Below are 23,123 nucleotides of genomic sequence, written 5' to 3' on the forward strand. Positions count from 1 at the left end.
ATAGAAGGCGTGCTGGAGTCCCGCGTCCATGGGAGCGGTGCGATGCCAGCCGAGCCGGGTGGACGTGCCCGCGGTGTCGTTCTACGGGTCGGGGGTGCCCGCGCGACTGGAGCGGATGGCGGATGTGCGGGGGCCGCTGCAGTTGCACTTCGGCGGCGCCGACCCCTACATCCCCCGGGAGGACGTCGCCGAGGTGGAGCGCGCGGCGCGGGACGGCGTCGAGGTGCACGTGCAGGAGGACGGCGGGCACGCGTTCCACAACCGGAAGGCGCCGATGTTCTACCAGGAGGCGCCCGCGGAGCGGGCTTGGGCGCTCGCGGAGGAGTTCCTGGGGCGGCACCTACAGGGGTAGGGGTTCGCACTGGGCGAGCCAGTGGGCGGGGGGATCGCCGATGATGCCGCCGACGATGGCGCAGTTGGTGTCGATGTCGCCTCCGGCGGCCGCGGTCGTCCAGAAGGCGCGCTCGTAGTCGTCCTGGTTGCGGGCCGCGGCCCAGAGGACGAACGGGACGGTGTCGTGCGCGGCGACCAGGCGCCCGTTGCCGAGGGCCGCGGAGGCGAGGACAGGGTCGCCGAGGGGGAGGAGGCGGCGGGCCTCGGCGATGCCGTCGCGGACGTTCGTGGGCGGGGTGCGGTCGATGACCGCGTCGAGGAACGCGCCGGGGGTGGTGCGGGGGAGCGCGGCCGCGACGGCGACCGCCACGGCGCCGGCGACGGCTTCGGGGTGCGGGTGGGTGACCTCGGCGGAGAGGGCCGCCTGGCGGGCGGCGGTGTCGGGGTCGCCGAAGTACCAGGCGCCGACGGGGGCGACGCGCATGGCGGCGCCGTTGCCCCAGGAGCCCCGGCCGCCGAAGGGCTCGCGGGCGAGGGTGCGCCAGTCGCCGCCTTCGCGGATCAGCCGGAGGAGGCGGTTGGTGGAGGGGCCGTAGCCGCGGTCGAAGTCGTGGTTGTCGGCGAAGGCCCGGGCGAGGGCGTCCTGGTCGATCTCGCCGTGGGCGGCGAGGATCCGGTAGACGGACGCCGCCATCTCGGTGTCGTCGGTCCACTGCCAGGGGCCCGGGGGGAGGGTGCGGTCCTCGTAGGACGCGCGGTTGGCGGGGACGAAGAACTGCGAGCCGAGCGCGTCGCCGACGGCGAGGGCTTGGAGGGTCGCGTAGGCGCGGTTCACGCGGGCTCCAGGAGGGTCGAGAGTTCCTTGCGGGACGAGATGCCGAGCTTCGGGTACGCCTTGTACAGGTGGTATTCGACGGTGCGGGGGCTCAGGAACAGCTGCGCGGCGATCTCGCGGCTGCTGGTGCCTTCGGCGGCGAGGCGGACGACCTGGAGTTCCTGCGGCGTCAGCCGGTCGAGCGCGCTGGGCGCGGCGGGCGCCGCGGCGGACTCGCCGGTCGCGCGGAGTTCGGCGCGGGCCCGGTCGAGCCACGGGGCGGCGCGGAGCCGTTCGAAGGTCTCGATCGCGGAGCGGAGCGGCACGCGGGCGTCGGAGCGGCGCCGTGCGCGGCGGAGCCATTCGCCGTAGAGGAGTTCGGTGCGGGCCTTCTCGAAGGGGCGCGTGGACCGTTCGTGCAGGTCGGCGGCGAGTTTGAAGGGTTCTTCCGCGTCGGTGAGGAGGGCCTCGCAGCGGGCGGCGACGGCGAGCGCCCACGGTTGCGCGGACGCGCGGGCCCACGCGCGGAAGCGTTCGTGGGCGGGACGCGCGAGGTCGGGGGCGCCCGCGCGGACCGCGGCCTCGACCTGGTCGGCGGCGGACAGCAGGGCGTGGGTGCCGTGCCGGCGGGGGCCGGCGGCGATGTCGTCGAGGCGGCGGAGGGCGTCGTCGTGGCGGCCGAGGGCGAGGTCGAGGAGGGCGCGGGCGCTGTCGGCGAAGCCGCCGCCGGGGGGCGGGGCGTCGGCGGTGAGGTCGCGGAGGCGGTCCTCGTCGCCCTCGATGGCGGCGACGCGGGCGAGGGCGGCGCGGAGCCGCCCGGCGCGGCGGTCGAGGCCGGTGTCGCGGGCGAGCGCGACGGCCTCGGCGACGGACGCCTCGGCGTCGGCGTGCAGGCCGAGCATGATCTGCGCGTGCGCCTGGGTCTGCAGGACGTTCGGGAGGGCGGCGACGAGGCCGTGCCGGCGGCAGCGGTCGGCTTCGGCGGCGGTGAGGTCGAGGACGGCGCGGTCGTCGCCGAGGATCAGGGCGAGCTGGGCGGCGCGGACGGGGTCGCCGGGGCGGGCGAGGAGGTCGGCGATGATCGGCAGGCCGCGGTCGTGCTCGTCGCGGACCTGGTGCGCGAGGCCCCGCACGTACGGGTCGTCCGAGGCGGCGGCGATGCGCAGGACGGACGGCGCGTTCCCGGACGTCCACGCGTAGTTCGCGGCGTCGCGGAGCATGGCGGTGCGGTCGTCGGGGGCCGCGTGGGCGGCGTGCTCGACGAGCATGCGGACGGCGGCGCGGGGGTCGCCGCGTTCGAACTCGACGGTCGCGTGGAGGCGGCCGAGGCGGGCGCGGGCGGCGGGGTCGGTGAGGAGGGGGTCGGCGGACGCCGAGAGCCGTTCGGCTTCCTCGACGTTGCCCGCTTGGAGGGTGAGGTCGGCGGCGGCGGCGAGGCGTGCCGCGCGCGCTTGGGCGTCGGGTGTGAGTTCGGCGGCCTGCCGGTAGAGGGCGGACGCCGTGGCGTAGCCGGTGCGGTTCCGCGCGCGCTCTGCGGCGTCCTCCAGTTCCTTGGCGACGTCCTCGTCGGGGACCATCGCGGCGGACGCGCGGTGCCGGACCCGGCAGTCGGGGTCGTCGGCGATGTCGGCGATGGCCTGGTGGACGGCGATGCGCTGGGTGGCGACGGCGCCCTGGTAGGCGGCCGTGAGGATGAGCGGGTGCCGGAAGGCGACGGACCGTCCGGACACGTCGACGAGTCCGGCGCGTTCGGCGGCGGCGAGGTCGGTGAGGTCGGCGCCGAAGCGGCGGGCGGCGCGCAGCAGGGTGGGCAGGTGGCCGCGCCCCTCGGCGGCCGCGATCAGCAGCATGGCCTGGGTCTTGTCGGGGAGTTCGGCGATGCGGTCGCGGAACGCGGCGGTGACCCGGTCGGCGACGGGGAGGGGGTCGGGGGTGGACGGCGTGCGCTGCCCGGCGGCGGCGAACTCGCGGAGGGCGAGGGGGTTGCCCTGGGATTCGCGGATGACGCGGGCGCGGGCGGCGCGCGGGACGTCCCGGTCGGCGAGCATCCGTTCGGCGTCGCGGGCGCCGAGGCGTTCGAGGGGCAGCTCGGGCAGGCCGGTGCCGGTGAAGCCGGTGTCGCGGGCGGCGAACAGCATGACGACGCCGTCGGCGGTGAGGCGGCGGGCGGCGAACAGCAGGGCCTGCGCGGTGGCGCCGTCGAGCCACTGGGCGTCGTCGACGAGGCAGAGGGCGGGGCCGCGGTCCTCGGCGAGGTCGGCGAGGAGGGTGAGGACGGCGAGGCCGGCGGTGAACCGGTCGCGGTGGTCGGTGGGGGCGCCGGGGTCGTCGAGCGCGGTGCGCAGCGCGGCCGCCTGGGCGGCGGGGAGCGCGCCGAGCCGGTCGCGGACGTGCCACAGGAGCTGGTTGAGGCCCGCGTAGGCGAGGTTCGACTCGGCCTCGACGCCGACGGCGCGCAGGACGTGCGTGCCGCCGGCCGCGCGGAGCGTCGCCTCGGCGTCGTCCAGCAGCGCGGACTTGCCGATGCCCGCCTCGCCGCGCAGCAGCAGCGCGGCGCTGCGCCGGTGGTCCCGGGCCTCGGCGAGGAGGGTGGAGATGCGCGTTCGTTCGGTGTTCCGCCCGTAGAGCACGGCTCCAAACTACGGGGCCAGGTACCGAAACGGTACGGATGCGGCCCGTATGCGGGGGTTCGTAGGTTCGTGACCATCGGAAACGTCGCTAGGAGGTCGTGATGGACGAGCTGTTCGAGCCGGTTTCGCTCGGGAAGCTGGAGCTGCCGAACCGGTTGGTGATGGCGCCTATGACGCGGAGCCGGGCGTTCGACGGCGGCAGGGTGTCGGAGCTGACGGCGGAGTACTACCGGCAGCGGGCGGGCGCGGGGTTGATCGTGAGCGAGGCGGTGCAGCCGAGCGTCCGGGGCCAGGGGTACTTGTGGACGCCGGGGCTGCACGCGGACGCGCAGGTGGCGGCGTGGCGGAAGGTGACGGACGCGGTGCACGCCGCGGACGGGCGGATCTTCGCGCAGCTCATGCATTCGGGACGGGTCGGGCATCCGGTGCTGTACCCGGACGGGGGCCTGCCGGTGGGGCCGTCGCCGATCGCGAGCGGTGACGCCATGTTCCACCCGGACGGGATGCTGGAGCATCCGGTGCCGCGGGAGATGACGCGCGACGACATCGCGGAGGCGGTCGCGGACTTCGCCGCCGCCGCGCGCAACGCGGTCGAGGCGGGCTTCGACGGGGTCGAGGTTCACGGCGCGAACGGGTACCTGATCCACCAGTTCCTGGGCGACGGCAGCAACGTCCGGACGGACGAGTACGGCGGGACGGTCGCGAACCGGATCAGGTTCGCCGCGGAGGTGGCGCGGGCGGTCGCGGACGCGATCGGGCCGGAGCGGACGGGCTTCCGGGTGTCGCCGGGCAACGGCGCGGGCGGGGTGGCCGAGAGCGACGTGCCGGAGCTGTACGGGGCGCTCGTCGCGGCCCTCGCCCCGCTGGGCCTCGCGTACCTGCACGTCATGGAGGCGGGCAACCGGGAGGTGACGCGGCTGATCCGGGACGGCTGGCCGGGCGCGCTCGTCCTGAACCCGCACCCGGTGGCGGACGGGTCGCCGGCGAGCCCCGAGGACGGCGCGGCGGCGCTGCGGGACGGCGTCGCGGACGCGGTCGCGCTGGGGCAGCTGTGGCTGGCGAACCCGGACCTGCCGCGGCGGATCCGGGCGGGCGGGCCGTACAACGAGGCCGACGCGGCGTCGTTCTACGGCGGCGACCACCGCGGCTACACCGACTACCCGGTGCTCGCGGGCTGAAGCGCGCGGGGGCGCGCCGGATGTGGCCGTCCGAGGGGATTGACGGGGACCTCTCCGGGATCTGTAGTCCGAGAAAGACTCACGTTTCTCGGAGGTTCCCCGTGCCCGGCAGATCCCGTTGCGCACGTCTCCTGGCCGTCCTGGTGCTGCTCGTCGCGGCCGGGACGGCGCTCCCGGCCGCGGCGGACGCCCGCGGCACCGTCCGGTTCCCCGCCGACTTCCTCTGGGGCGTCTCGACGAGCGGCTTCCAGAGCGAGGGGTCCTTCCCCGACAGCAACTGGACGCGCTACGTCGAGAGCCGCGCGGGCGAGGTCGAGGACCCGTACCGCGACTCGGTCGACTTCCGGCACCGCTACCCGGGCGACATCGGGCTCGCCCGGGGCCTCGGCGTGCAGGTGTTCCGGACGTCCGTCGAGTGGGCCCGCGTCGAACCCCGCCGCGGCCACCGCGACCCGGACGCGATCGCCTACTACGACGACCTCGTCCGCCGGATCCGGGCCGCCGGGATGCGGCCGATGCTGACCCTCGACCACTGGGTGTACCCGGGCTGGGTGGCCGACCAGGGCGCCTGGGACAATCCCCGCACCCAGCAGGACTGGCTCCGGCACGCCGAGTTCGTCGTGAACCGCTACAAGGACATGGACGTCCTGTGGGTCACGTTCAACGAGGCCAGTTCGTACATCTACCGGGAGTTGACGCACCGTCCGCTGGACCTGGGGCAGGTCCTGACGATGCAGAAGGCGCTCGTCAAGACCCACAGGGCGGCCTACGACATGATTCACCGCGTCGACCCAGGTGCCATGGTGTCCAGCAACGTCGCGTACGGCACGGTCATCAACGGACTGTTCGACGCGGCCCTGTTCAACGAGGCCACCGACAAGCTCGACTTCATCGGCCTCGACTACTACTACGGCGCGAACCTGGAGAACATCAGCGCCGCCCACGCGCTGACGGGCGAGCTGTGGAAGATCGACCCCGCCCCGGAGGAGCTGTACTACGCGCTGAAGCAGTACCACCTGCGCGTGCCCGACCTGCCGGTCTTCATCGTGGAGAACGGCATGCCCATGGACGACGGCAAGCCGCGCCCGGACGGCTACACGCGCTCCGACCACCTGCGCGACCACGTCTACTGGATCCAGCGGGCCATGGCGGAGGGCGTGCCGGTGATGGGCTACAACTACTGGAGCCTCACCGACAACTACGAGTGGGGCAGCTACCGGCCGCGCTTCGGCCTCTACACGGTCGACGTGCTCACCGACCCGTCCCTGACCCGGAGGCCCACCGAGGCCGTGCCCACCTACCGGTCGCTGATCGCGCGGCGCGGCGTCCCGTCCGGGTACGTCCCGGTCCGGAAGCCGGGCTGGTGCTCGATCGGCGATCCCCTCGGCAGCTGCTTCGGCAGCCCCGCGATGCCGCCCGCTTCGTAGTCGTTCGTCCGGAAACTCCCAACTCCGCGCGACTGGAAATGACAACCGTTTCCATGTGAGAGTGGAGGCGTCCTGCCCAGCCCGCAGAGAGGGAGTGCGTCATGTCGCTGACCGTCGACGACCGGCTCATGGAGACCGCGAAGAAGGGGGAGGTGGACGACGCGGCGTTCGTCGCGTGCGTGCGCGCGTCGCTGCCGTACGCGTGGGAGGTGATCAGCGGCGTCGTCGAGCGGATGCGGGACGGCGGCGACGGGTTCGCCGACAACCAGGTTCCGCCGCCGGACGAGCGCGCCCGCGGCGAACTCCTGCGCGCCCTCGCGAGCGACGCGATGCGCGGCGCCCTGGAACGCCACTTCGGCGTCCGCCTGGCGTTCCAGAACTGCCACCGCGTCGCCGCCTTCGACCCGCGCGCCGAAGGCGCCGCCGACCGCTACGACCGCTTCGTCTCCCCGAGGGCCCAGCTCCTCAACCAGTCCCCCGAACTGATCGACTGCTGACCGGGCGCCGGCGCGGCCCGGAGCCCGGCGGCCCGGGCCGCGCCGGCCTCTCCCGCCCCGAAGGGAAGGTCGAATAGGGCGGGTTTCAGTGGGTACCGCGACCGCGAGCGCCATCGAGGTCAGGGGATCGCGTGGTTGATGTGCAGACCCGGTCGTGGACGGCCGGGCGCGGGTCCGGGGCGCCGGGGCCGGGCGGCCCCGCGGAGGGGCTGATGCCCAGCCTGAAGCGGGCCGCGGCGGCGATGCGCGACGCGGACGTCCGGTACGCGCTCGCGGGCGGGTTCGCGGCGTACGCGCACGGGGCGGCGGTGTCGACGCACGACGTCGACTTCGTCGTGCGGCCGGAGGACGTCCGGGCCGCGCTGGAGGCGCTCGGCGAGGCGGGCATGACGCATCTGGAGAGCCCCGAGAACTGGCTGGAGAAAGCCTGCGACGGCGACCACGTGATCGACCTCATCCACACGCCGTCGGGGCGGCCGGTGGACGCGGAGCTGCTGGGCCGGACGACGGAGATCCCGGTGGGGGCGGTGTTCATGCCGGTGCTGCACCCGACCGACCTGGCGATCATGCGGCTGCTGGCATTCACCGAGACGGCGTGCGATTTCAGCGGGTTCTTGCATGTGTGCCGGGCGCTGCGGGAGCAGGTGGACTGGGCCCGGGTCGCCGCCGAGACCGCCGGGTCCCCGTACGCCTACGCGTTCCTGACCCTGCTCGCCCGGCTGAACGTCATCGAAGGGGGCGTGCTGTGACCGACCCGTCCGCATACATATCGGCCCACATCCAGGAGCGGCTCGCGACCGAGGCGCACGAGCTCGGCATTCGCGTGGACGTCCGCGGCGACGTCGTCCATCTGCGGGGGCAGGTGGCGAGCGAGGAGCAGCGGCGGGACGTCGAGGAGGCCGCGCGCGCCGCGGCGGAGGGCCATCGCATCTGCAACGAGGTGTCCGTCTTCGAGGTCCGGGAGCCGGACCGGGAGGAGAGGATCTCATGATCCGTGTCGCGGCGGCGGGGGACCTGCACGTCGGCCCGGAGTCGGCCGGGATGTACCGGGCGCACCTGCACGAGATCGCCGAGCACGCGGACGTGTTCCTGGTGGCGGGCGACCTCACCCGGCACGGCACGCTGGAGGAGGGCCGGGTCGCGGCGGGCGAGCTGCGCGACCTCGGCCTCCCGGTGATCGCCGTGCTCGGCAACCACGACTACCACAGCGACCTCGAGGACGAGATGGCCGCGCTGCTGCGGGACGCGGGCGTCACCGTGCTGGAAGGGGACGGGACGGTCGTGGACTGCGACGGCGCGCGGTTCGGCGTCGCGGGCGGCAAGGGGTTCGGCGGCGGCTTCGAGGGGAGGTGCGCGGGGGAGTTCGGGGAGCCGGAGATGAAGGAGTTCGTCCGGCACACGAAGGACTTCTCGGCCCGGCTCGGGACGGCGCTGCTGGAGCTCGACGCGGACGTGCGGGTGGCGCTGACGCACTACTCGCCGGTGGACGACACGCTGGAGGGCGAGCCGCCGGAGATCTACCCGTTCCTCGGCAGCTACCTGATGGGCGAGGCGATCGACGCGGCGGGCGCGGACCTCGCCGTCCACGGGCACGCGCACAAGGGGACGGAGAAGGGCCTCACGAAGGGCGGCGTGCGAGTCCGGAACGTGGCGCTGCCGGTGCTCCAGCACGCGTACGCGCTGTACCACCTAGAGGTGCCGGAGAGCGCGGAGGCGGAGCGGGTCGCGGAGCGCGTGTCCGCCTGGTGACCGCGCGGGCCCGGCCCGCCAGGCGACCGGCCGGGCCTCAGCGGGCCTCAGCCCGGGTGGATCTCGCCGCCGGCCGGGACGAGCGTCTGGCCCGAGTAGTACGACGACGTGCGGTTCGCGGCGAAGAAGACGTACGACGGCGCGACCTCGTCGGGGTCGGCGGCGCGCCCCATCGGCGCCTGCTGCCCGAAGTTCTCGACCTTCTCGGCGTCGAACGTCGCGGGGATCAGCGGCGTCCAGACCGGGCCGGGCGCGACGCAGTTGACCCGGATCTCGCGCTCCATGAGGTTCTGCGCGAGGGACGCGGTCAGCGCCATCACCGCCGCCTTGCTCGCCGAGTAGTCGATCAGCGTCTTGTTGCCGCGCAGCCCGTTGATGGAGCCGGTGATGACGATGGACGAGCCGGGGCCGAGGTGGTCGAGCGCCTCCTGGATCGTCCAGAACACGGCGAAGACGTTGACCTCGAACGTGCGGCGGAGCTGCGCGTCGTCGATCTCCCGGACGTCCTGGACCGGGGTCTGCGTGCCGTGGTGCAGGACGAGGACGTCCAGCCCGCCGAGGTCGCGGACGGCGTTGCGCACGACCTCGCGGGCGTGCCGCTCCTCGGCGAGGTCGCCGCGGAACGCGGTGCAGCGGCGGCCGGTCGCGGTCACGAGGCCGGTGGTGCGGCGGGCGTCGTCGTCCTCGTCGAGGTAGGTGATCGCGACGTCCGCGCCCTCCTTGGCGAACGCGACGGCGACGGCCCGGCCGATGCCGGAGTCCCCGCCGGTGATCAGCGCGCGGCGCCCGTCCAGCAGCCCGCTGCCGGTGTAGTCGCGCATCTCGTCCTTCGGTTCGGGCGTCATGTCCCGCGTGCGCCCCGGGTAGGGCTGGCTCTGCGCCGGTCGTTCGCTCATGTCCGTCCGTACACCCCTTGGATCTCGGAGAGGGCTGGATCCGGTAGGTAGGGCGGGTGCCCGGAGCGGTCGGCGGCAAACGCCGGGCCCTATTGTGACCCTGGAGTAACATCCGTGCCTCCGCGATCCGCCGGGGTGTGAGCAGAGCGCGCGGTGACGTCTGGGTAACATCACCCCGAACCACATTCGGTCCCTCACGTAAGGTGCTGCTTATGGACCTGAACGGAGTTTCCGCCGTTGTATCCGGTGGCGCGAGCGGCCTCGGCGAGGCCACCGTCCGATCGCTGGCCGCCGCGGGCGCCAAGGTGGTCGTCGCCGACCTCAACGAGGACAAGGGCAAGGCCCTCGCCGACGAGGTCGGCGGCGTCTTCGTGAAGACGGACGTGTCGAACGAGGAGCAGGTGCAGGCCGCGGTGCAGGCCGCCGTCGACACCGGCGCCCCGCTGCGCGTCGTCGTCAACAGCGCCGGCATCGGCTGGGCCTCGCGGACCGTCGGCCGCGACGGCTCCCCGCACGACCTGAGCGCGTTCGAGACCGTCATCCGGGTGAACCTCATCGGCACCTTCAACCTGATGCGGATCGGCGCCTCCGCCATCTCCAAGACCGAGCCCGCGGACGCCGACGGCCTGCGCGGCGTCGTTATCAACACCGCGTCCGTCGCCGCCCTCGAGGGCCAGACGGGCCAGGTCGCGTACTCGGCGTCCAAGGGCGGCATCGTCGGCATGACGCTGCCCGCCGCCCGCGACCTCGCCGCGGTCGGCGTCCGGGTCAACACCATCTGCCCCGGCATCATCGACACCCCGATCTACGGCGAGGGCGAGGCCGCCGAGGCGTTCAAGGCCAAGCTGGCCGCGCCGGTCCCCTTCCCGAAGCGGATGGGCACGGCCGCGGAGTTCGCGCACCTGGTCAAGTCCCTCATCGAGAACGACTACATGAACGGCGAGACCATCCGCTTCGACGGTGGTATCCGCTTCCAGCCGAAGTGAGGCACTGAATGTCCGACGCTGTTCTGACCGAAGAGGACGGGGCCGTCCTCACCATCACGATCAACCGTCCCGAGGCCAAGAACGCCGTCAACAGCGCCGTGGCGCAGGGCATCGCGGCCGCGATGGAGGAGCTCGACACCCGCAAGGACCTGTCGATCGGCATCCTCACCGGCGCCGGCGGCACGTTCTGCGCCGGCATGGACCTCAAGGGGTTCCTCACCGGTGACAACCCGATCGTCGAGGGCCGCGGGTTCGCGGGCATCGTCGAGCGGCCGTCCGCCAAGCCGCTGATCGCGGCCGTCGAGGGCTACGCGCTCGCCGGCGGCTGCGAGGTCGCCCTCGCCTGCGACATGGTCGTGGCGGCGAAGGACGCCCAGTTCGGGCTGCCGGAGCCGAAGCGCGGCCTCGTCGCCGCGGGCGGCGGCCTGCTCCGGCTGCCGCAGCGCATCCCGTTCCACATCGCCATGGAGATGGCGCTGACCGGCGACAAGTACGCCGCGGAGCGGATGGCCGAGCTCGGGTTCGTCAACCGGCTCACCGAGCCGGGCGGCGCGCTCGCCGCGGCCAAGGAGCTGGCGCTGAAGGTCGGCGAGAACGCCCCGCTGGCCCTCGCCGCCACCAAGCGGATCATCGTCGAGTCGCCCGACTGGTCGGACGCCGAGACGTGGCAGAAGCAGCAGGAGATCACGCTGCCGGTGTTCACGTCCAAGGACGCCCAGGAGGGCCCGGCGGCCTTCGCCGAGAAGCGCAAGCCCAACTGGAAGGGCGAGTAACTGTTCGCTTCTCGCCCGTCACGCAGAGAACGCCCGGAACTTCGGTTTCGGGCGTTTTCTTCTTTTTCTGTGGCCTGATCCGGAACAGCCCTTACCGCCGAGTAAGCGGTCCCGTACTGTGATCCCTGCCAAAACTGGATCTTGGGAGCGGATATGCGACGGAAAGCGGCGATGGTCACCGCCGTGGCCTTCGGTGCCGGGACGCTCGCCCTGGCGGCGCCCGCACATGCCGCCGGCTGGCGGGACATCCCCAGCGCGGCCCTCAACTACGACGGCAGCCTCGACAAGGTCGACTTCGGTGCGACCAACGCGGGCTGGGCCGTCGGGTCCGCGGGGAACATCTTCAGCCCGCAGGCCAAGCTCGTCCGGTGGAACGGCTCCGGCTGGGTCGCCGACCAGAGCCCCATCGGCTTCACCCCCACCGACGTCGCCGTCGCCGGCCCGAACAAGGCGTGGGTGATCGGCTACAGCTGGAACGGCACCAAGGGCCTCTACTGGAACGGCACCCAGTGGAGCGAGGTGTCGTACCCGCTCGTCGGGTTCCCGACGGCCGTCGACGCCGCCCCCGACGGCACCGCCTGGTCGATCGCCGGCATCGACGCCGCCGCCGGCGGCCCCTGCGCGATCCTCCGCTGGACCGGCAGCGCCTGGGTCGACCCGCAGGTCCCGCTTCCGCCCTCGTCGACCATCACCGCCGTGGACGTCAACTCCGCCAACGACGTGTGGCTCGCCGGGACCGTGTCGTCCACCGGCACCTCCGTCAACGGCCTCGTCATGCACTGGAACGGCTCGGAGTGGACGACGATGGTCGTCCCGGGCGCGATGGGCGTCCCCGGCTACCAGGGCACGATGCACCGCATCGTCGCGCACGGCCCGAACAACGTGTACGTCCTGCGCGTCCGCCAGAACGCGCAGATCACCAACGCGCTCATGCACTGGAACGGTTCGTCCTGGCGGACGATCGACACCCCGCTGAACGCCGCGGGCATCGGCCTGTCGTCGGACGGCGGGAGCGGCGTGGTCATGCTCCCGATCACGACCGGCGCCAAGTCCCAGTACATGCACTACGACGGCGCCCGCTGGACCACCTACGACGGCCCGTCGCGCACCGGGACGGTCCAGGCGAGCGACATCGACGCCCGCCCCGGCACGTCCGCCGTCGTCAGCGCCGGCACCGCGTCCGACCCGAGCAAGAAGGTCCCCTTCATCGAGTACTTCGGCTGACCCCGAACCCCGACCGCGGCGGCCCGGCGGGCAGGTCCTCACGGACCTCCCCGCCGGGCCGCCGCCGTTCCGCCGGCTTGGCGCGCGGTCATAGGCCAGTTCGTCGGGCGGGTCCTCACGGGCCTGCCCGCCGGGCCGCCGCCGTTCGACCGGCTTCGGGCGCGGTCACAGGCCGAGTTCGTCGGCGGTGTCCTCGGCGATGGCGGGGGAGCAGGTCATGCCGCGCTCGCCGGCCCCGGCGACGAGCCACACGTCCTCGGCGACCCGCTCGCGGTGGACGATCCGGGACGGGTCGGCGCACCGCGCGCGGACGTCCGTCCACCGGTGGCGGACGGGCGGGAGGGGGCGCCCGAGGACGGCCTCGGCGGCGTCCCGGAGGCGGTCGTACGCGGCGGCGTCGGCCTCGTCGGCGCCGGGCGGCCCCGGCTCGCCGCAGGCGCGCGGGTCGCCGACGGCCAGGCCGCCGTCGAGGCCCGGCACGATGAGCAGCCGCCCGGCGGTGTCGGCGACGGACGTCGCGAGCGGCTCGTCCGGCGGCGCGGTCCGCAGCATCCGCAGCCGCACCCGGCGGACGGGCGGGTCGGGCGCGAGGCCGCGCACCCACCCGGGCGGCGGCGCGCCCGTGCACAGGACGACGGCGTCCGCCTCGTGGGTCGCGCCGCGATCGTCGCGGACGGACGCGGTGCCCACGTCGCGCATGTCGCCGAGGCCGCGCACGTCGCGGCCGGGCAGCCACGTGTACCGGCCCGACCCGGCGAGGCGCTCCCGGACGGCCGGCAGGACGGTCCGGGGTTCGACGGCCGCGTCCCGTTCGCACCACAGCGCCCCGAGCATCGCGCCGCGCAGCGCGGGGTCGACGGCGCGGGCCTCGTCGGGGCCGAGGAGCTTGCAGCCGCGCTCGGCGGCGTCCGGGCGCTCGGCGAGGTCCCCGAGCGCGGCGAGTTCGGCGTCGGTGCGGGCGACGGTGAGGGACCCGGTGGCGCGGAAGCCCGCGCCGGGGACGTCCCGCCCGATCCGCTCCCACAGTTCGCGTGCGCGGAGCGCCGCGGCGAGCCCGGCGCCGTCCGCGCGCCCCCCGACCCGCACCAGGCCGCAGTCGCGGACGGGCGCGCCGCGCGGCCCGGGCCCGCGGTCCACTTGGAGGACGTAGTGGCCGCGCCGGACGGCCTCGGCGGCGTGCATCGTGCCGAGCACGCCGCCCCCGACGATGACGATTCGCATAGGCCCACGGTGGGACACGCCGATATGGGGCCCGTGGCCGTGCGGTGGCGGGCCGGTGAACACGCACCGGCCGGTCTGGACGGACGTCCGGGGGCCGGGGCGGGCGTCAGGAGGGCCGGAGCACCGAGGTGGTGTCGCTCGTCAGCGGGGTGCCGTCGGCCGCCGCGGGCACGAGGTCGGGGACGCGCGCGCCGGTGCCGTCGACGAGGACCGAGTGCGGCTCGCCGGTGCCGAACGCGTGGCGCTCGCCCCACTGCCGCATCGCGACGATCACGGGGAAGAGGTCCTTGCCCGCGTCGGTGAGCGCGTAGTGCCTGCGCCTGCCCGAGGGGGCCTCGACCTGGGCGAGCAGGCCGTGGGCGGTGAGCCGGCGGAGCCGGTCGGTGAGGATGTTGCGGGCGATGCCGGTGCGCCGCTGGAAGTCGGTGAAGGAGCGGGCGCCGTCCATCGCGTCGCGGAGGACGAGCAGGCTCCACCGGTCGCCGACCAGGTCGGCCGTGCGGGCGACCGGGCAGCCGGGGTCCGTCCAGGCGGGGTCCGTCCCGCCAGTGTCGCCGCCGGTCATCACCCCTCCAGAGAGTTGCTTATTGAAACCATTCTGCCTTACGCTCCGATCGGTTGCAAAACGAAACCAATTCGGGGGTGTGGGCGTGAACCGGTGGGCGAGACTGCTGGCGGCGGTCGTGTGCGGGGTCGCGGTGGCGAGCGTGTACGCCGGGCAGCCGGTGCTGGAGCCGATGGGCCGCGACCTGGGCGTCCCGGCCGACGCGCTCGGCGGGCTCGTGGCCGCCGGCCAGCTCGGCTACCTCGCGGGGCTGGTGCTGCTGGTGCCGCTGGGCGACGTGCTCGACCGCAGGCGCCTGATCGCCGCGCACCTCGCCCTGGTGGCCGCGGGATCGGCGCTCACCGCCGCCGCCCCGGACGCCCCGGCCGCGTTCGCCGGGCTGGCCGTCGCGGGCCTGTTCGCGGTCGTCGTGCAGACGACCGTCGCGCACACGGCCGCCGTCTCCCCGGACGCCGAACGGGGGCGCGACCTCGGCGCCGTGACGTCCGGCGTGGTGATCGGCATCCTCGGCGGGCGCGTCGCCGCGGGCGCCCTCGCGGACGTGTGGGGGTGGCGGAGCGTCTACCTGGCGCTGGCCGTCCTCGCCGCCGCCCTCGCGCCGCTCGCTTTCGCGCTGCCGCCCGCGCCCGCCCGTCCGGACGCGCCGCGGTACGGGCGGCTGCTGCGGTCCTTCGGCGGGCTGTTCGTCCAGCCGCCGTTCCTCGGCCGCGGGCTGGTCGCGTTCTTCCTGTTCGCGTCGTTCGGCACGCTGTGGAGCGGCATGGCGCTGCCGCTCGCCGGACCGCCCCGGTACCTGGACGAGACGCAGATCGGGCTGTTCGGCCTCGCCGGGCTCGCCGGCGCGCTCGGCGCGGCCCGGGCCGGACGCTGGGCCGACGCCGGGCACGCGCGCCGGGTCACCGGTCTCGCGCTCGCCCTCCTGCTCGCCTCCTGGGCGGCGATCGGGCAGCTCCCGTGGTCGCTGCCGCTGCTGGTCGCGGGCGTGATCGTGCTCGACTTCGCCGTCCAGGCCGTCCACGTGAGCAACCAGCACGCGCTCACCGCCGCCTACCCGGACCGCGCCGGCTCGGTGATCGGCGGCTACATGGTCTTCTACTCGCTCGGCTCCGCCCTCGGCGCCGCCGCCACCGCGGCCCTGTACGACGCCGCCGGCTGGACCGGGTCGGCCGTCCTCGGCGCGGCGTTCGCGCTCTGCGCGCTCGCCGTCCGGACGATCGGCGACCCCGCGACGGCCCGCGGGCCGCGCCCGTCCGGGCGTCCCGCACCCTGCCGCTCCACGCCCGGTTAGGCCGCGGGACGGCGGCAGGGCCGAGCGGCCCGCCGAACCGCCGGGCCGCCGGCGGTCATGGCCGGTGTCCCTGCGCGGGCTCCGGGACCGCGCCGACGCGACCGTCCCCCGAGGGTTGCTTTCCGGCGCCCCGTGCCAGGGCCCCGGCGAGTACGGCGATGGCGAGGCCCGCCGCGCCCAGCGCTCCGCCGATCCAGGACGGTGACGTGTAGCCGAGGCCCGCGTCGATCGCCATCCCGCTCAGGAAGGGGCCGAGGGCGTTGCCGAGGTTGAAGGCGCCGATGTTGGCGGCGGACGCGAGCGCGGGCGCGCCCTCGGCCGCGTCCAGCACCCGCGTCTGCAGCGGCGGAACCGACGCGAACCCGATGAACCCGAACAGGACGACCGTCACGACCAGCGCGACCCGCGAGTGCGCGGTGAACCAGAACGCGAGGGACACGACGGTGATGCCGCCGAGCGTCCCGTAGATCGCGGGCATGAGCGCCCGGTCGGCCATCCGGCCGCCGAACAGGTTCCCGGCGACCAGGCCGGCGCCGAACAGCACCATCACGACCGGCACCGCGCCGCCGTCGAAGCCCGCGACCCGGGTGGTGATCGGCTCGATGTAGGTGTAGACGGCGAAGACCGGCGCGTAGCCGATCGCGGTCATGCCGAGCGCCAGCCAGACCTGCGGCCGCGCGAACGCGGCGAGCTCCCGGCGCAATCCGGCGTCCGCGGGGCGGGGCCGGGACGGGACGAGCGCCGCGAGGCCCGCGAAGGCGACCAGCCCGGTCGCGACGATCGCCCAGAACGCCGCGCGCCACCCGACCTGCTGGCCGATGAACGCCCCGGCGGGCGCGCCCAGCACGTTCGCGAGCGTCACCCCCGTGAACATGAGCGCGATGGCGCGGGCCTTGCGGTCCGGCGCGACGAGCTCCGCCGCGACGACCGCCCCGATGCCGAAGAACGCCCCGTGCGTCAGCGACGCCACGATCCGTCCGGTCATGAGGACCCCGTACGTGGGGGCGAGCGCCGACAGGGCGTTCCCGGCCAGGTACAGGACCATCAGCCCCAGCAGCATCGTCTTGCGGGGCAGCCGCGCGCCGAGCGCCGTCAGGACGGGCGCGCCGACGGTCACGCCGAACGCGTACGCGGACACGAGCAGCCCCACGGCCGGCACCGACACGCCGAACTCGGCGGTGAGCTGGGGGACGAGCCCCATCGTGACGAACTCGCTGGTACCGATGCCGAACGCGCTGATGATCAGCGCCAGCAGTGCGACGGGCACGCCGCCTCCTCCTCGGATAGCATTAACAGCGTGCGCAATAGAACGCGCACAGCGGTAGTTGCATAAGACGATAGTTGCAGACGCGTGCTATCTCACCATGCAAGCATGGTGCGGGCCACCGTCGGGGAGTGTGAGGCATGTCACGAGCGCAGGGCTGGCGGCGCCTGGCCGCGCTGCACGACCGCATCGAGGACCGCATCGAGCGCGCCTTGCAGGAGGCCCACGGCCTGAACGTGAACGAGTACTGCGTCCTGCACCTGCTGTCCCAGCAGCGCGAGGACCACATGCGGATGCAGCGGCTCGCCGAGGCCGTCGTGCTCAGCCAGAGCGCCACCACCAGGCTCGTCACCCGCCTGGAGGACCGGGGCCTGCTCGCCCGCTACATCTGCCCGACCGACCGCCGCGGCATCTACGCCGACGTCACCGAGTCCGGGCGCGAACTCCTCGGGAGGGCCACCCCCACCCACGACGCCGCGTTCCAGGACGCCCTCGCCGAAGCCGCCGAGGACCCCGGGCTCGCCCCGCTCGTCCGGGCCCTGGACGCCCTCCCGCCGTCCTGAACCGCGGGGTCGGCCACGGCGAACCAGCTGCCGGAGGACCACAAGCGGATGCGGACGGGGGTGCCGGGGCGCGAGGTCGGCGAAACGGAGTCGGTTTCGGGTTGCCGCGGCTACGATGCCGGGAAATCCCTTCCAACTGAATGAGGCCCGCATGGCCGAGGTGCCCCCGGACGTGCCCACGGACGTCCCGACCGCCGCCCGCGTGTACGACGTGATGCTGAACGGCAAGGACAACTTCGCCGTCGACCGCCAGGTCGCCGAGGCCAGCCTGAAGATCATGCCGGAGCTGCGGGACATCGCCCTGCACAACCGCGCGATGCTGCACCGGGTGGTGCGGTACCTGGCGGCGGAGGAGGGCGTCACCCAGTTCCTCGACCTCGGCTCGGGCCTGCCGACGGCGCGCAACACCCACGAGGTGGCGCACGGGATCGACCCGGCGGCCCGCGTCGTGTACGTGGACATCGACCCGATCGTCCTGGCGCACGGCCGCGCGATCCTCGCCGACAACCCGAACACGACGGTCGTGACGGCCGACATCCGCGACCCCCGGGCCCTGCTGGAGCGCGCCGAGGTGCGCCGCCTCCTCGACTTCTCCGAGCCGGTCTGCGTGATGCTCTGCGGCATCCTGCACCACCTCGCCGACGACGAGAAGCCCGGGGAGATCGTGGAGACGCTCCGCGATGCCGTACCCAGCGGGTCGTACTTCTTCATCACCAACTTCACCCGGCTCGGCGACGCGCCCGAGTCGGTCGCGCTGGAGAAGCAGCTCCTCGAGCAGCTCGGGACGGGCCGGGTGCGGACGCCCGCCGAGCTGGCCGCGTTCTTCGACGGCCTGGAGATCCTCGCGCCGGGCCTCGTCCCGCTGCCGCTGTGGCGCCCCGACGAGCCGATCCTGAACGCCGGCACCATCGACGTCCGCTTCATGACCGGAGGCGTCGGCCGCAAGCCCTAGCGGGAGCGGACGGGGGCGGCGCTCAGGGGCAGCCCTCGAACTGGGGGACCGAGGCGGGGAGGTCCAGGCCGGACGTGCCGAACCAGCGGTCGAGCATGGTCGCGGCGGCGCCGTTCTGGTACATGCCGGTCAGGATGCGGTTCACCTCGAGGCAGCCTTCCCGGTCCCCCTCCGGGAGGGCGATGCCGTACTTCACGTCCGTGAAGGGGGCGTTGACGACGGTGGTGCCGGGGACGGCCGCCGCGAGCCCGGCGAGGACCAGGTCGTCGGTCGTCGCGGCGTCGACGCGTCCGGCGGCCACCGACTCGGCGCACGCCGCGTAGGACGCCATCGGCACCGGGACGGCCGCCACCTCCCGGTCGCCGGTCACCACCCACCAGGAGTCGGAGCCGGACACCTTGCAGATCCGCTTGCCGCGCAGGTCCCGGACGGTGCGGACGGCGCGGTCGCCCTGCCGGACGAGGATGTCCTGGTGCGCGAGGTAGTACGGGCCGGCGAACGTGACCCGGTCCTTGCGCGCCGCGGTGATCGGACGGGTCGAGACGGCCATGTCGATCGTGCCGTCGCGCAGCGCGTCCTCGGGGCGTGCCGAGCGGAGCGGCCGGAGGGTCACGTCGGCGGGGGCGACGCCGAGCCGTCCCGCGACGTAGGCCGCCACGTCGATCTCGAAGCCTTCGAGCGGGCCGCCGCCGGTCCGGGCGGACAGGCCGGGGAGGTCGTGGTCGACGCCGATCACCAGCGCGTCCCGTCCGGTGACCGACTCGGGCTCGCCGCCGTACACCAGGGGAGCGGCCGCCAGGGCCGCCGCCAGGAGCGCGGCGGACAGCGCGGCGAGGACGGCCGTGGCGACACGGGTGCGGGCGCTGCGGACGGTGCGCACGGACGGCTCCTGTTCTCAGCGGTACTCGGCGAGGCGCGGCCGGATCCCGGCCGCGATCAGCGCGCCGACGGCCAGCGCCGCGACCGGCGGCAGCCGGGTCATCGGCCGCAGCGCCCGCTCGGCCTCCAGCGCGGCGCGGACCCGGCGGGCCTGGTGGCGGCCGATCCGGGCGTCGATCTCGCGGTCGTACGCCCGGAAGGCGGGATGCGGCAGCTTCCGCCAGCGGGGGTCCCGGTGCGCCCGGGCCGCCGCGTCGAGGCGTCCGTCCTCGGCGAGCCCCCGGACGGTCCGGTCGAGGTCCTGGTAGGTCCGGTAGGCGGCCAGCAGCGCGGCGGTGCCGGACGCCTCCGGACGGCTCGCCTCCCGGCGCTCCCGCCCGCCGAAGTAGCCCCCGAAGTCCACGCTCCGGCCGAGGGCCCGGTAGTAGCCGTCCAGGTCGGACGCCCCGGCGACGTAGAGGATCGCCTGGGACTTGTCGAGGTACCGGCGGTCGTAGCGGTCGGCGTGCTCGGGGTCGAGGATCTGCCGGGCCCGGTCGGTGTACATGCTGGTGCCGAGCGCCCGGACGCGGGTCAGGCCGAGGGCGGGGTCCAGGCCCGTCTGCTTGGCCGTCCGCAGCCGCTCCGCCTCGCCGGTCAGCCGCGCCGCCACCGTCGCCGTCAGCGCCAGCGCGCCCACCAGCGCGGCGGCCAGCGGCAGGGACACCAGGCGGCGGAACCGCCGGGCCAGGTACACCTGGAGCCCGGCGATGGCCGCGACCAGGGCCAGCCCCGCGCCCAGCACGCGCAGCCGGCCGGCGAGGACGGACGCGCGCTCCTCCCGGTAGGCGGTCGTGACGCCGGCGGCCTCCTCGGCGGCCAGGTTGGACGCCCGGGGCAGCAGCTCCCGGGTCATGAGGGCGGTCGCCGTCCGGTACTCCCGGACGGCCTCGGGCGGCGGCGCCCCGGGGCCCGCCGCCGCGTCCATCGCCGCCTGGACGTGCTGGTCGTAGTCGTGGAGCCCGTTCAGCAGCGCCTGCACGGTCCGCATGCGGGCCCGGTCCGTCCGTCCGGTCCGGGCGGCGGCCAGCGCGGCGCGCTGGGCGTCCTCGCGGCGGATGTCGTACATGTACCGGGCGCCGCTGCGCTCGCAGCCGGCGCCCGCCGGCTCCGGCGCGCACAGCCAGTCGGCCTCGCCCCCGGCGAGCAGGACCCGGGTCGCCTGCGCGTCCATGTCGGTGAGCGCGAGGTACATGCCGCCGATGCGCTCCGCCAGGGGGCCCTCGCGCTCGCCGAGCGTCCGCACCCCCGCACGGGCGTCCCCGACCGCCGCGTACGCCGAGGCGGCCAGGACCGCCAGCGCCAGCAGGGCCAGGGCGGCCAGTGCCCGGACGCGACCCGCGACGGTGCCGACACCCCACGGCTTGACGGGCACGTCCGGCCCCCTCCAGATGCGACGCCGAGATCGCTTTCCAGTCTTGGGGCGCCGCCGGTCCCGGGCAAGACGACCGGCGTGCCCGGTTCCGGCCCGCCGAAATGCGGCGAATGACCTTGAACGGGCCCGTCCGGACGGGGGAGGCGGGTCAGTCCCAGCGGCGGGAGCGTTCGCGCTTGACGGCCGAGCGCCGCTTCTTGTTCTCCAGCCGGCGCTCGTTGAGGCCGCGCGGCATCTTCTTCGGGATGCGCTTCTTCGGCGGTGGTGCGATGGCATCGGCGAGGACCGACGCCAAGCGCGCGCGGGCGGCGTCGCGGTTGCGCACCTGCGACCGGTACTCCTCGGCGCGGATCGTCAGGACGCCCCGGACGAGCCGTCCCGCGAGGCGTTCGAGGGCGCGGGACCGGTAGGGCTCGGGGAGGGACGGCGACGCGGCGACGTCGAAGGAGAGTTCGGCGGCGGTCGCGCTGGTGTTGACGTGCTGCCCGCCCGGCCCCGAGGAGCGGGAGAAACGCCAGCGCAGCTCGGCCTCGGGGATCGAGACCGGGCCGCGGATCGGGATCGAGTCGGACATGCGGGTGATTATCCCCGCTGCGGGGTGATCTTGTCCTCCGGGTTTCCACGCATGCAAGCACTTACTTACACTGATCGCCATGACCGAGGGACTGTTCCGGGACGAGGACCTGATCCGGGTGATCACCCGCGAGGGCGCGCTCATCGCGGCGGGCGGGGCGGCGTCACTGCTGCAGACCGCCCACCCGCAGGTGGCCCAAGGGGTATACGACCACAGCTATACGCACGAGGATCCGCTGCGCCGCCTGCGCAACACCATGGGGTGGCTGTACGCGGTCCAGTTCGGCACGAAGGACGAGGCGGAGACGTTCAGCGCCCTCGTCTGGAAGGGACACGAGCAGGTCACCGGCCCGGGCTACCGGGCGAACGACCCCGACCTCCAGGTGTGGGTGGCCGCGACCCTGTTCGCCGTGGCCGCGCAGTTCTACCAGGCGCTCTTCCGCCGGAAACTGGACGAACGCGAGCTCGAGGAGTTCTACGGGCAGACGAAGGTCTACGCGACCGTCCTCGGCTGCCCGGAAGGGCGGATGCCCGAGACCTACCGCGCCTTCCGCGAGTACTACGCCGGGATGCTGCACACGATCAAGGTCAACGACACGTCGCGCGCCGTCGCCGACCAGGTGCTCAACCCGAAGCTGCCCGGCGGGATCCTGGCCGCGCCCGGCCTGGCCGCGATCCGGCTGCTCACCGTCGGGCTGATGCCCGCGCCGATCCGCGAGCAGTACGGCTGGAAGTGGAACGCGGCGCGGCGCCTCCGGTTCCGGCTGCTGCTCGGCGCGCTGTCGCTGGTGTACCCCCGCCTGCCGGTCCGGGTCCGGACCATCCCGCGCGACTACTACCTCGCCACCACCCGCACGATGCTCTCCAAGGTGCGGCACAAGCCCACCATCCCGGCCCCCGCCGAACGCGTCTGACGCATCCGCCCGCCGAATCCGCCCGCCGAACACGGGACGGCCGCGCGTCCCCGCTGGTAAGGGACGCGCGGCCGTCCTGCCGAGGGCGCTCCCGAGCCCGGCCCGGCCGGGAACGTCCTCCGACCGCGGCGCCGCCCGTCCGCCCGCTCCCCCCAGAGCTCCGGCCGGACGGCGCCCGCGGTCAGACCGCGGCCGCCGCGATGATCTTCGCGGCGGTCTGCTTCGCACTGTCGATCGGGATCGCGAACCCGAGGCCGATGCTGCCCGAGCCGCCGCCGGACGTGAGGATCGCGGTGTTGATCCCGATGACCTGCCCGGACGCGTTCACGAGCGCGCCGCCCGAGTTGCCCGGGTTGATCGGCGCGTCCGTCTGGATCGCGTTCTCGATCACCGTTCGCTCCTCCTGACTGAGCTCCTCCTGGAGGCCCGGCGGCAGCCAGGGCGCCTGCCGCTCGGGCCGGTCGCTCCCCTCGCTGACCTGCCGCCCGAGCCCGCTCACGATCCCCGACGTCACCGAGCCGTCCAGGCCGAGCGGGCTGCCGACGGCGAGCACCTGGTCGCCGACCGCGAGCCCCTCGGTGGTACCGAACGACGCCGGCTTCAAACCCGAGACGCCCTCCGCCTTCAGGACCGCGATGTCGTTCGTCCGGTCGGCGCCGACGACCTGCGCCCGCGCGGTGCTCCCGTCACTGAACTTCACCGCGACCTGCTGAGCCCCGTCGACCACGTGCGCGTTCGTGAGGATCGTCCCGTCCTCGCTCAGGACCACCCCCGAGCCGCCGCTGCTGCCCGCCCCCGACTGCGCCGTGATCGACACGACGCTCGGCAGCACGGCCGCCGCGACCGCCGACACCGAGCCGTTCGCGTTCGACGCGCCCGTGACGGCGGTCGGCGCGGACCGCGCGGGCTCGTCGGTCAGCGCGAGCGCCGCCGCGGCGCCGCCCGCGCCCGCGGCGACGGCGAGCGCCAGCGCGGCGGCGCCC

24 protein-coding genes are annotated in these 23,123 nt (G+C 74.4%); 14 read left to right on the plus strand and 10 right to left on the minus strand.

The features are described 5' to 3' along the window. Positions 1-28: 28 nt before the first annotated feature. Positions 29-352: a dienelactone hydrolase family protein gene (locus tag DMH08_RS28945; RefSeq protein WP_125619014.1), complete on the plus strand. Its 324-nt coding sequence runs from the start codon at positions 29-31 to the stop codon at positions 350-352. Here DMH08_RS28945 and DMH08_RS28950 read toward each other — a convergent pair. Both DMH08_RS28950 and DMH08_RS28955 read right to left on the minus strand, forming a co-directional pair. Further along, complete coding sequence (locus tag DMH08_RS28950) at positions 341-1,168, minus strand: ADP-ribosylglycohydrolase family protein (protein ID WP_199748059.1); 828 nt, start codon at positions 1,166-1,168, stop codon at positions 341-343. The genes DMH08_RS28945 and DMH08_RS28950 overlap by 12 nt on opposite strands. After that, the gene (locus DMH08_RS28955; RefSeq protein WP_125619016.1) at positions 1,165-3,777 is read right to left on the minus strand and encodes an ATP-binding protein; all 2,613 of its coding nucleotides are present in this window, start codon (positions 3,775-3,777) and stop codon (positions 1,165-1,167) included. The genes DMH08_RS28950 and DMH08_RS28955 overlap by 4 nt, the downstream gene beginning before the upstream one ends. 101 nt (positions 3,778-3,878) lie before the next feature. On the opposite strand from DMH08_RS28955, the gene DMH08_RS28960 reads away from it, so the two are divergent. From DMH08_RS28960 to DMH08_RS28985, 6 genes are all read left to right on the plus strand, one after another. Then, positions 3,879-4,955, plus strand: coding sequence for an alkene reductase (locus DMH08_RS28960; RefSeq protein WP_199748060.1), 1,077 nt, complete (start codon positions 3,879-3,881; stop codon positions 4,953-4,955). A gap of 101 nt (positions 4,956-5,056) precedes the next feature. Beyond that, complete coding sequence (locus tag DMH08_RS28965; RefSeq protein WP_026404458.1) at positions 5,057-6,382, plus strand: family 1 glycosylhydrolase; 1,326 nt, start codon at positions 5,057-5,059, stop codon at positions 6,380-6,382. A gap of 101 nt (positions 6,383-6,483) precedes the next feature. Beyond that, entirely contained in the window at positions 6,484-6,879 is a 396-nt protein-coding gene (locus tag DMH08_RS28970; RefSeq protein ID WP_125619020.1) for an SCO5389 family protein, read from the plus strand. Positions 6,880-7,091: 212 nt separating this feature from the next. Continuing rightward, positions 7,092-7,628 (plus strand): nucleotidyltransferase family protein, encoded by a 537-nt coding sequence (locus DMH08_RS28975; protein WP_034520007.1) that lies wholly within the window; start codon positions 7,092-7,094, stop codon positions 7,626-7,628. Then, complete coding sequence (locus DMH08_RS28980; protein ID WP_026404455.1) at positions 7,625-7,870, plus strand: BON domain-containing protein; 246 nt, start codon at positions 7,625-7,627, stop codon at positions 7,868-7,870. The genes DMH08_RS28975 and DMH08_RS28980 overlap by 4 nt, the downstream gene beginning before the upstream one ends. Continuing rightward, positions 7,867-8,628: a metallophosphoesterase family protein gene (locus DMH08_RS28985; protein ID WP_125619022.1), complete on the plus strand. Its 762-nt coding sequence runs from the start codon at positions 7,867-7,869 to the stop codon at positions 8,626-8,628. Before DMH08_RS28980 ends, DMH08_RS28985 begins: the two co-directional genes overlap by 4 nt. A gap of 47 nt (positions 8,629-8,675) precedes the next feature. Here DMH08_RS28985 and DMH08_RS28990 read toward each other — a convergent pair whose 3' ends face one another. Beyond that, complete coding sequence (locus tag DMH08_RS28990) at positions 8,676-9,524, minus strand: SDR family oxidoreductase (RefSeq protein WP_125619024.1); 849 nt, start codon at positions 9,522-9,524, stop codon at positions 8,676-8,678. Between the two features lie 212 nt (positions 9,525-9,736). Here DMH08_RS28990 and DMH08_RS28995 point away from each other — a divergent pair, with 212 nt between their 5' ends. The 3 genes from DMH08_RS28995 to DMH08_RS29005 all read left to right on the plus strand — a co-directional run bounded on the left by DMH08_RS28995 (position 9,737) and on the right by DMH08_RS29005 (position 12,507). Further along, positions 9,737-10,510: an SDR family oxidoreductase gene (locus DMH08_RS28995; RefSeq protein WP_026404452.1), complete on the plus strand. Its 774-nt coding sequence runs from the start codon at positions 9,737-9,739 to the stop codon at positions 10,508-10,510. A gap of 8 nt (positions 10,511-10,518) precedes the next feature. Further along, positions 10,519-11,283 (plus strand): crotonase/enoyl-CoA hydratase family protein, encoded by a 765-nt coding sequence (locus DMH08_RS29000; protein ID WP_026404451.1) that lies wholly within the window; start codon positions 10,519-10,521, stop codon positions 11,281-11,283. Positions 11,284-11,436: 153 nt separating this feature from the next. Then, a complete protein-coding gene (locus DMH08_RS29005) occupies positions 11,437-12,507 on the plus strand; it encodes a hypothetical protein (RefSeq protein WP_026404450.1) in 1,071 nt (356 codons plus the stop codon). Positions 12,508-12,672: 165 nt separating this feature from the next. On the opposite strand, the gene DMH08_RS29010 is transcribed toward DMH08_RS29005, so the two are convergent. Continuing rightward, positions 12,673-13,728, minus strand: coding sequence for an NAD(P)/FAD-dependent oxidoreductase (locus DMH08_RS29010; protein ID WP_125619026.1), 1,056 nt, complete (start codon positions 13,726-13,728; stop codon positions 12,673-12,675). Between the two features lie 106 nt (positions 13,729-13,834). Further along, positions 13,835-14,293, minus strand: coding sequence for a winged helix-turn-helix transcriptional regulator (locus tag DMH08_RS29015; RefSeq protein ID WP_125619028.1), 459 nt, complete (start codon positions 14,291-14,293; stop codon positions 13,835-13,837). An 85-nt stretch (positions 14,294-14,378) separates the two neighbouring features. Here DMH08_RS29015 and DMH08_RS29020 point away from each other — a divergent pair, with 85 nt between their 5' ends. Further along, positions 14,379-15,581: an MFS transporter gene (locus DMH08_RS29020; RefSeq protein ID WP_125619030.1), complete on the plus strand. Its 1,203-nt coding sequence runs from the start codon at positions 14,379-14,381 to the stop codon at positions 15,579-15,581. A gap of 55 nt (positions 15,582-15,636) precedes the next feature. Here the strand turns inward: DMH08_RS29020 and DMH08_RS29025 are convergent, their stop codons facing one another. Next, on the minus strand, positions 15,637-16,848 hold the full coding sequence (locus DMH08_RS29025; protein WP_125619032.1) for an MFS transporter: 1,212 nt from the start codon (positions 16,846-16,848) through the stop codon (positions 15,637-15,639). Positions 16,849-16,985: 137 nt separating this feature from the next. Here DMH08_RS29025 and DMH08_RS29035 point away from each other — a divergent pair, with 137 nt between their 5' ends. Beyond that, the gene (locus DMH08_RS29035; RefSeq protein ID WP_125619036.1) at positions 16,986-17,408 is read left to right on the plus strand and encodes a MarR family winged helix-turn-helix transcriptional regulator; all 423 of its coding nucleotides are present in this window, start codon (positions 16,986-16,988) and stop codon (positions 17,406-17,408) included. 151 nt (positions 17,409-17,559) lie between these two features. Next, complete coding sequence (locus DMH08_RS29040; RefSeq protein ID WP_125619038.1) at positions 17,560-18,360, plus strand: SAM-dependent methyltransferase; 801 nt, start codon at positions 17,560-17,562, stop codon at positions 18,358-18,360. Between the two features lie 22 nt (positions 18,361-18,382). Here the strand turns inward: DMH08_RS29040 and DMH08_RS29045 are convergent, their stop codons facing one another. The 3 genes from DMH08_RS29045 to arfB form a co-directional block, all read right to left on the minus strand. Continuing rightward, positions 18,383-19,240, minus strand: coding sequence for a transporter substrate-binding domain-containing protein (locus DMH08_RS29045; protein WP_026404444.1), 858 nt, complete (start codon positions 19,238-19,240; stop codon positions 18,383-18,385). A gap of 15 nt (positions 19,241-19,255) precedes the next feature. Beyond that, complete coding sequence (locus DMH08_RS29050; RefSeq protein ID WP_125619040.1) at positions 19,256-20,653, minus strand: hypothetical protein; 1,398 nt, start codon at positions 20,651-20,653, stop codon at positions 19,256-19,258. Positions 20,654-20,801: 148 nt separating this feature from the next. Further along, positions 20,802-21,227, minus strand: a complete 426-nt coding sequence (arfB, locus tag DMH08_RS29055) for an alternative ribosome rescue aminoacyl-tRNA hydrolase ArfB (RefSeq protein ID WP_125619042.1) — start codon at positions 21,225-21,227, stop codon at positions 20,802-20,804. Between the two features lie 79 nt (positions 21,228-21,306). Between arfB and DMH08_RS29060 the strand changes: the two genes are divergently transcribed. After that, positions 21,307-22,140, plus strand: a complete 834-nt coding sequence (locus DMH08_RS29060; RefSeq protein ID WP_125619044.1) for an oxygenase MpaB family protein — start codon at positions 21,307-21,309, stop codon at positions 22,138-22,140. 181 nt (positions 22,141-22,321) lie between these two features. Here DMH08_RS29060 and DMH08_RS29065 read toward each other — a convergent pair. Then, positions 22,322-23,123: S1C family serine protease (locus DMH08_RS29065; RefSeq protein ID WP_125619046.1), on the minus strand; the 802-nt coding region annotated here is incomplete at its 5' end.

Source organism: Actinomadura sp. WAC 06369 (assembly GCF_003947565.1).
Lineage (GTDB): Bacteria > Actinomycetota > Actinomycetes > Streptosporangiales > Streptosporangiaceae > Spirillospora > Spirillospora rifamycini.

What these genes read in the sequence shown, in the direction of transcription:
- DMH08_RS28975 (WP_034520007.1), top strand. Translation starts at nt 7,092, where the DNA reads ATGCCCAGCCTGAAGCGGGCCGCGGCGGCGATGCGCGACGCGGACGTC.
- DMH08_RS29035 (WP_125619036.1), top strand. Translation starts at nt 16,986, where the DNA reads ATGTCACGAGCGCAGGGCTGGCGGCGCCTGGCCGCGCTGCACGACCGC.
- DMH08_RS28945 (WP_125619014.1), top strand. Translation starts at nt 29, where the DNA reads ATGGGAGCGGTGCGATGCCAGCCGAGCCGGGTGGACGTGCCCGCGGTG.
- DMH08_RS29040 (WP_125619038.1), top strand. Translation starts at nt 17,560, where the DNA reads ATGGCCGAGGTGCCCCCGGACGTGCCCACGGACGTCCCGACCGCCGCC.
- DMH08_RS28985 (WP_125619022.1), top strand. Translation starts at nt 7,867, where the DNA reads ATGATCCGTGTCGCGGCGGCGGGGGACCTGCACGTCGGCCCGGAGTCG.
- DMH08_RS29015 (WP_125619028.1), bottom strand. Translation starts at nt 14,293, where the DNA reads ATGACCGGCGGCGACACTGGCGGGACGGACCCCGCCTGGACGGACCCC.
- DMH08_RS28970 (WP_125619020.1), top strand. Translation starts at nt 6,484, where the DNA reads ATGTCGCTGACCGTCGACGACCGGCTCATGGAGACCGCGAAGAAGGGG.
- DMH08_RS29005 (WP_026404450.1), top strand. Translation starts at nt 11,437, where the DNA reads ATGCGACGGAAAGCGGCGATGGTCACCGCCGTGGCCTTCGGTGCCGGG.
- DMH08_RS28990 (WP_125619024.1), bottom strand. Translation starts at nt 9,524, where the DNA reads ATGAGCGAACGACCGGCGCAGAGCCAGCCCTACCCGGGGCGCACGCGG.
- arfB (WP_125619042.1), bottom strand. Translation starts at nt 21,227, where the DNA reads ATGTCCGACTCGATCCCGATCCGCGGCCCGGTCTCGATCCCCGAGGCC.
- DMH08_RS29010 (WP_125619026.1), bottom strand. Translation starts at nt 13,728, where the DNA reads ATGCGAATCGTCATCGTCGGGGGCGGCGTGCTCGGCACGATGCACGCC.
- DMH08_RS29000 (WP_026404451.1), top strand. Translation starts at nt 10,519, where the DNA reads ATGTCCGACGCTGTTCTGACCGAAGAGGACGGGGCCGTCCTCACCATC.
- DMH08_RS28960 (WP_199748060.1), top strand. Translation starts at nt 3,879, where the DNA reads ATGGACGAGCTGTTCGAGCCGGTTTCGCTCGGGAAGCTGGAGCTGCCG.
- DMH08_RS28995 (WP_026404452.1), top strand. Translation starts at nt 9,737, where the DNA reads ATGGACCTGAACGGAGTTTCCGCCGTTGTATCCGGTGGCGCGAGCGGC.
- DMH08_RS29060 (WP_125619044.1), top strand. Translation starts at nt 21,307, where the DNA reads ATGACCGAGGGACTGTTCCGGGACGAGGACCTGATCCGGGTGATCACC.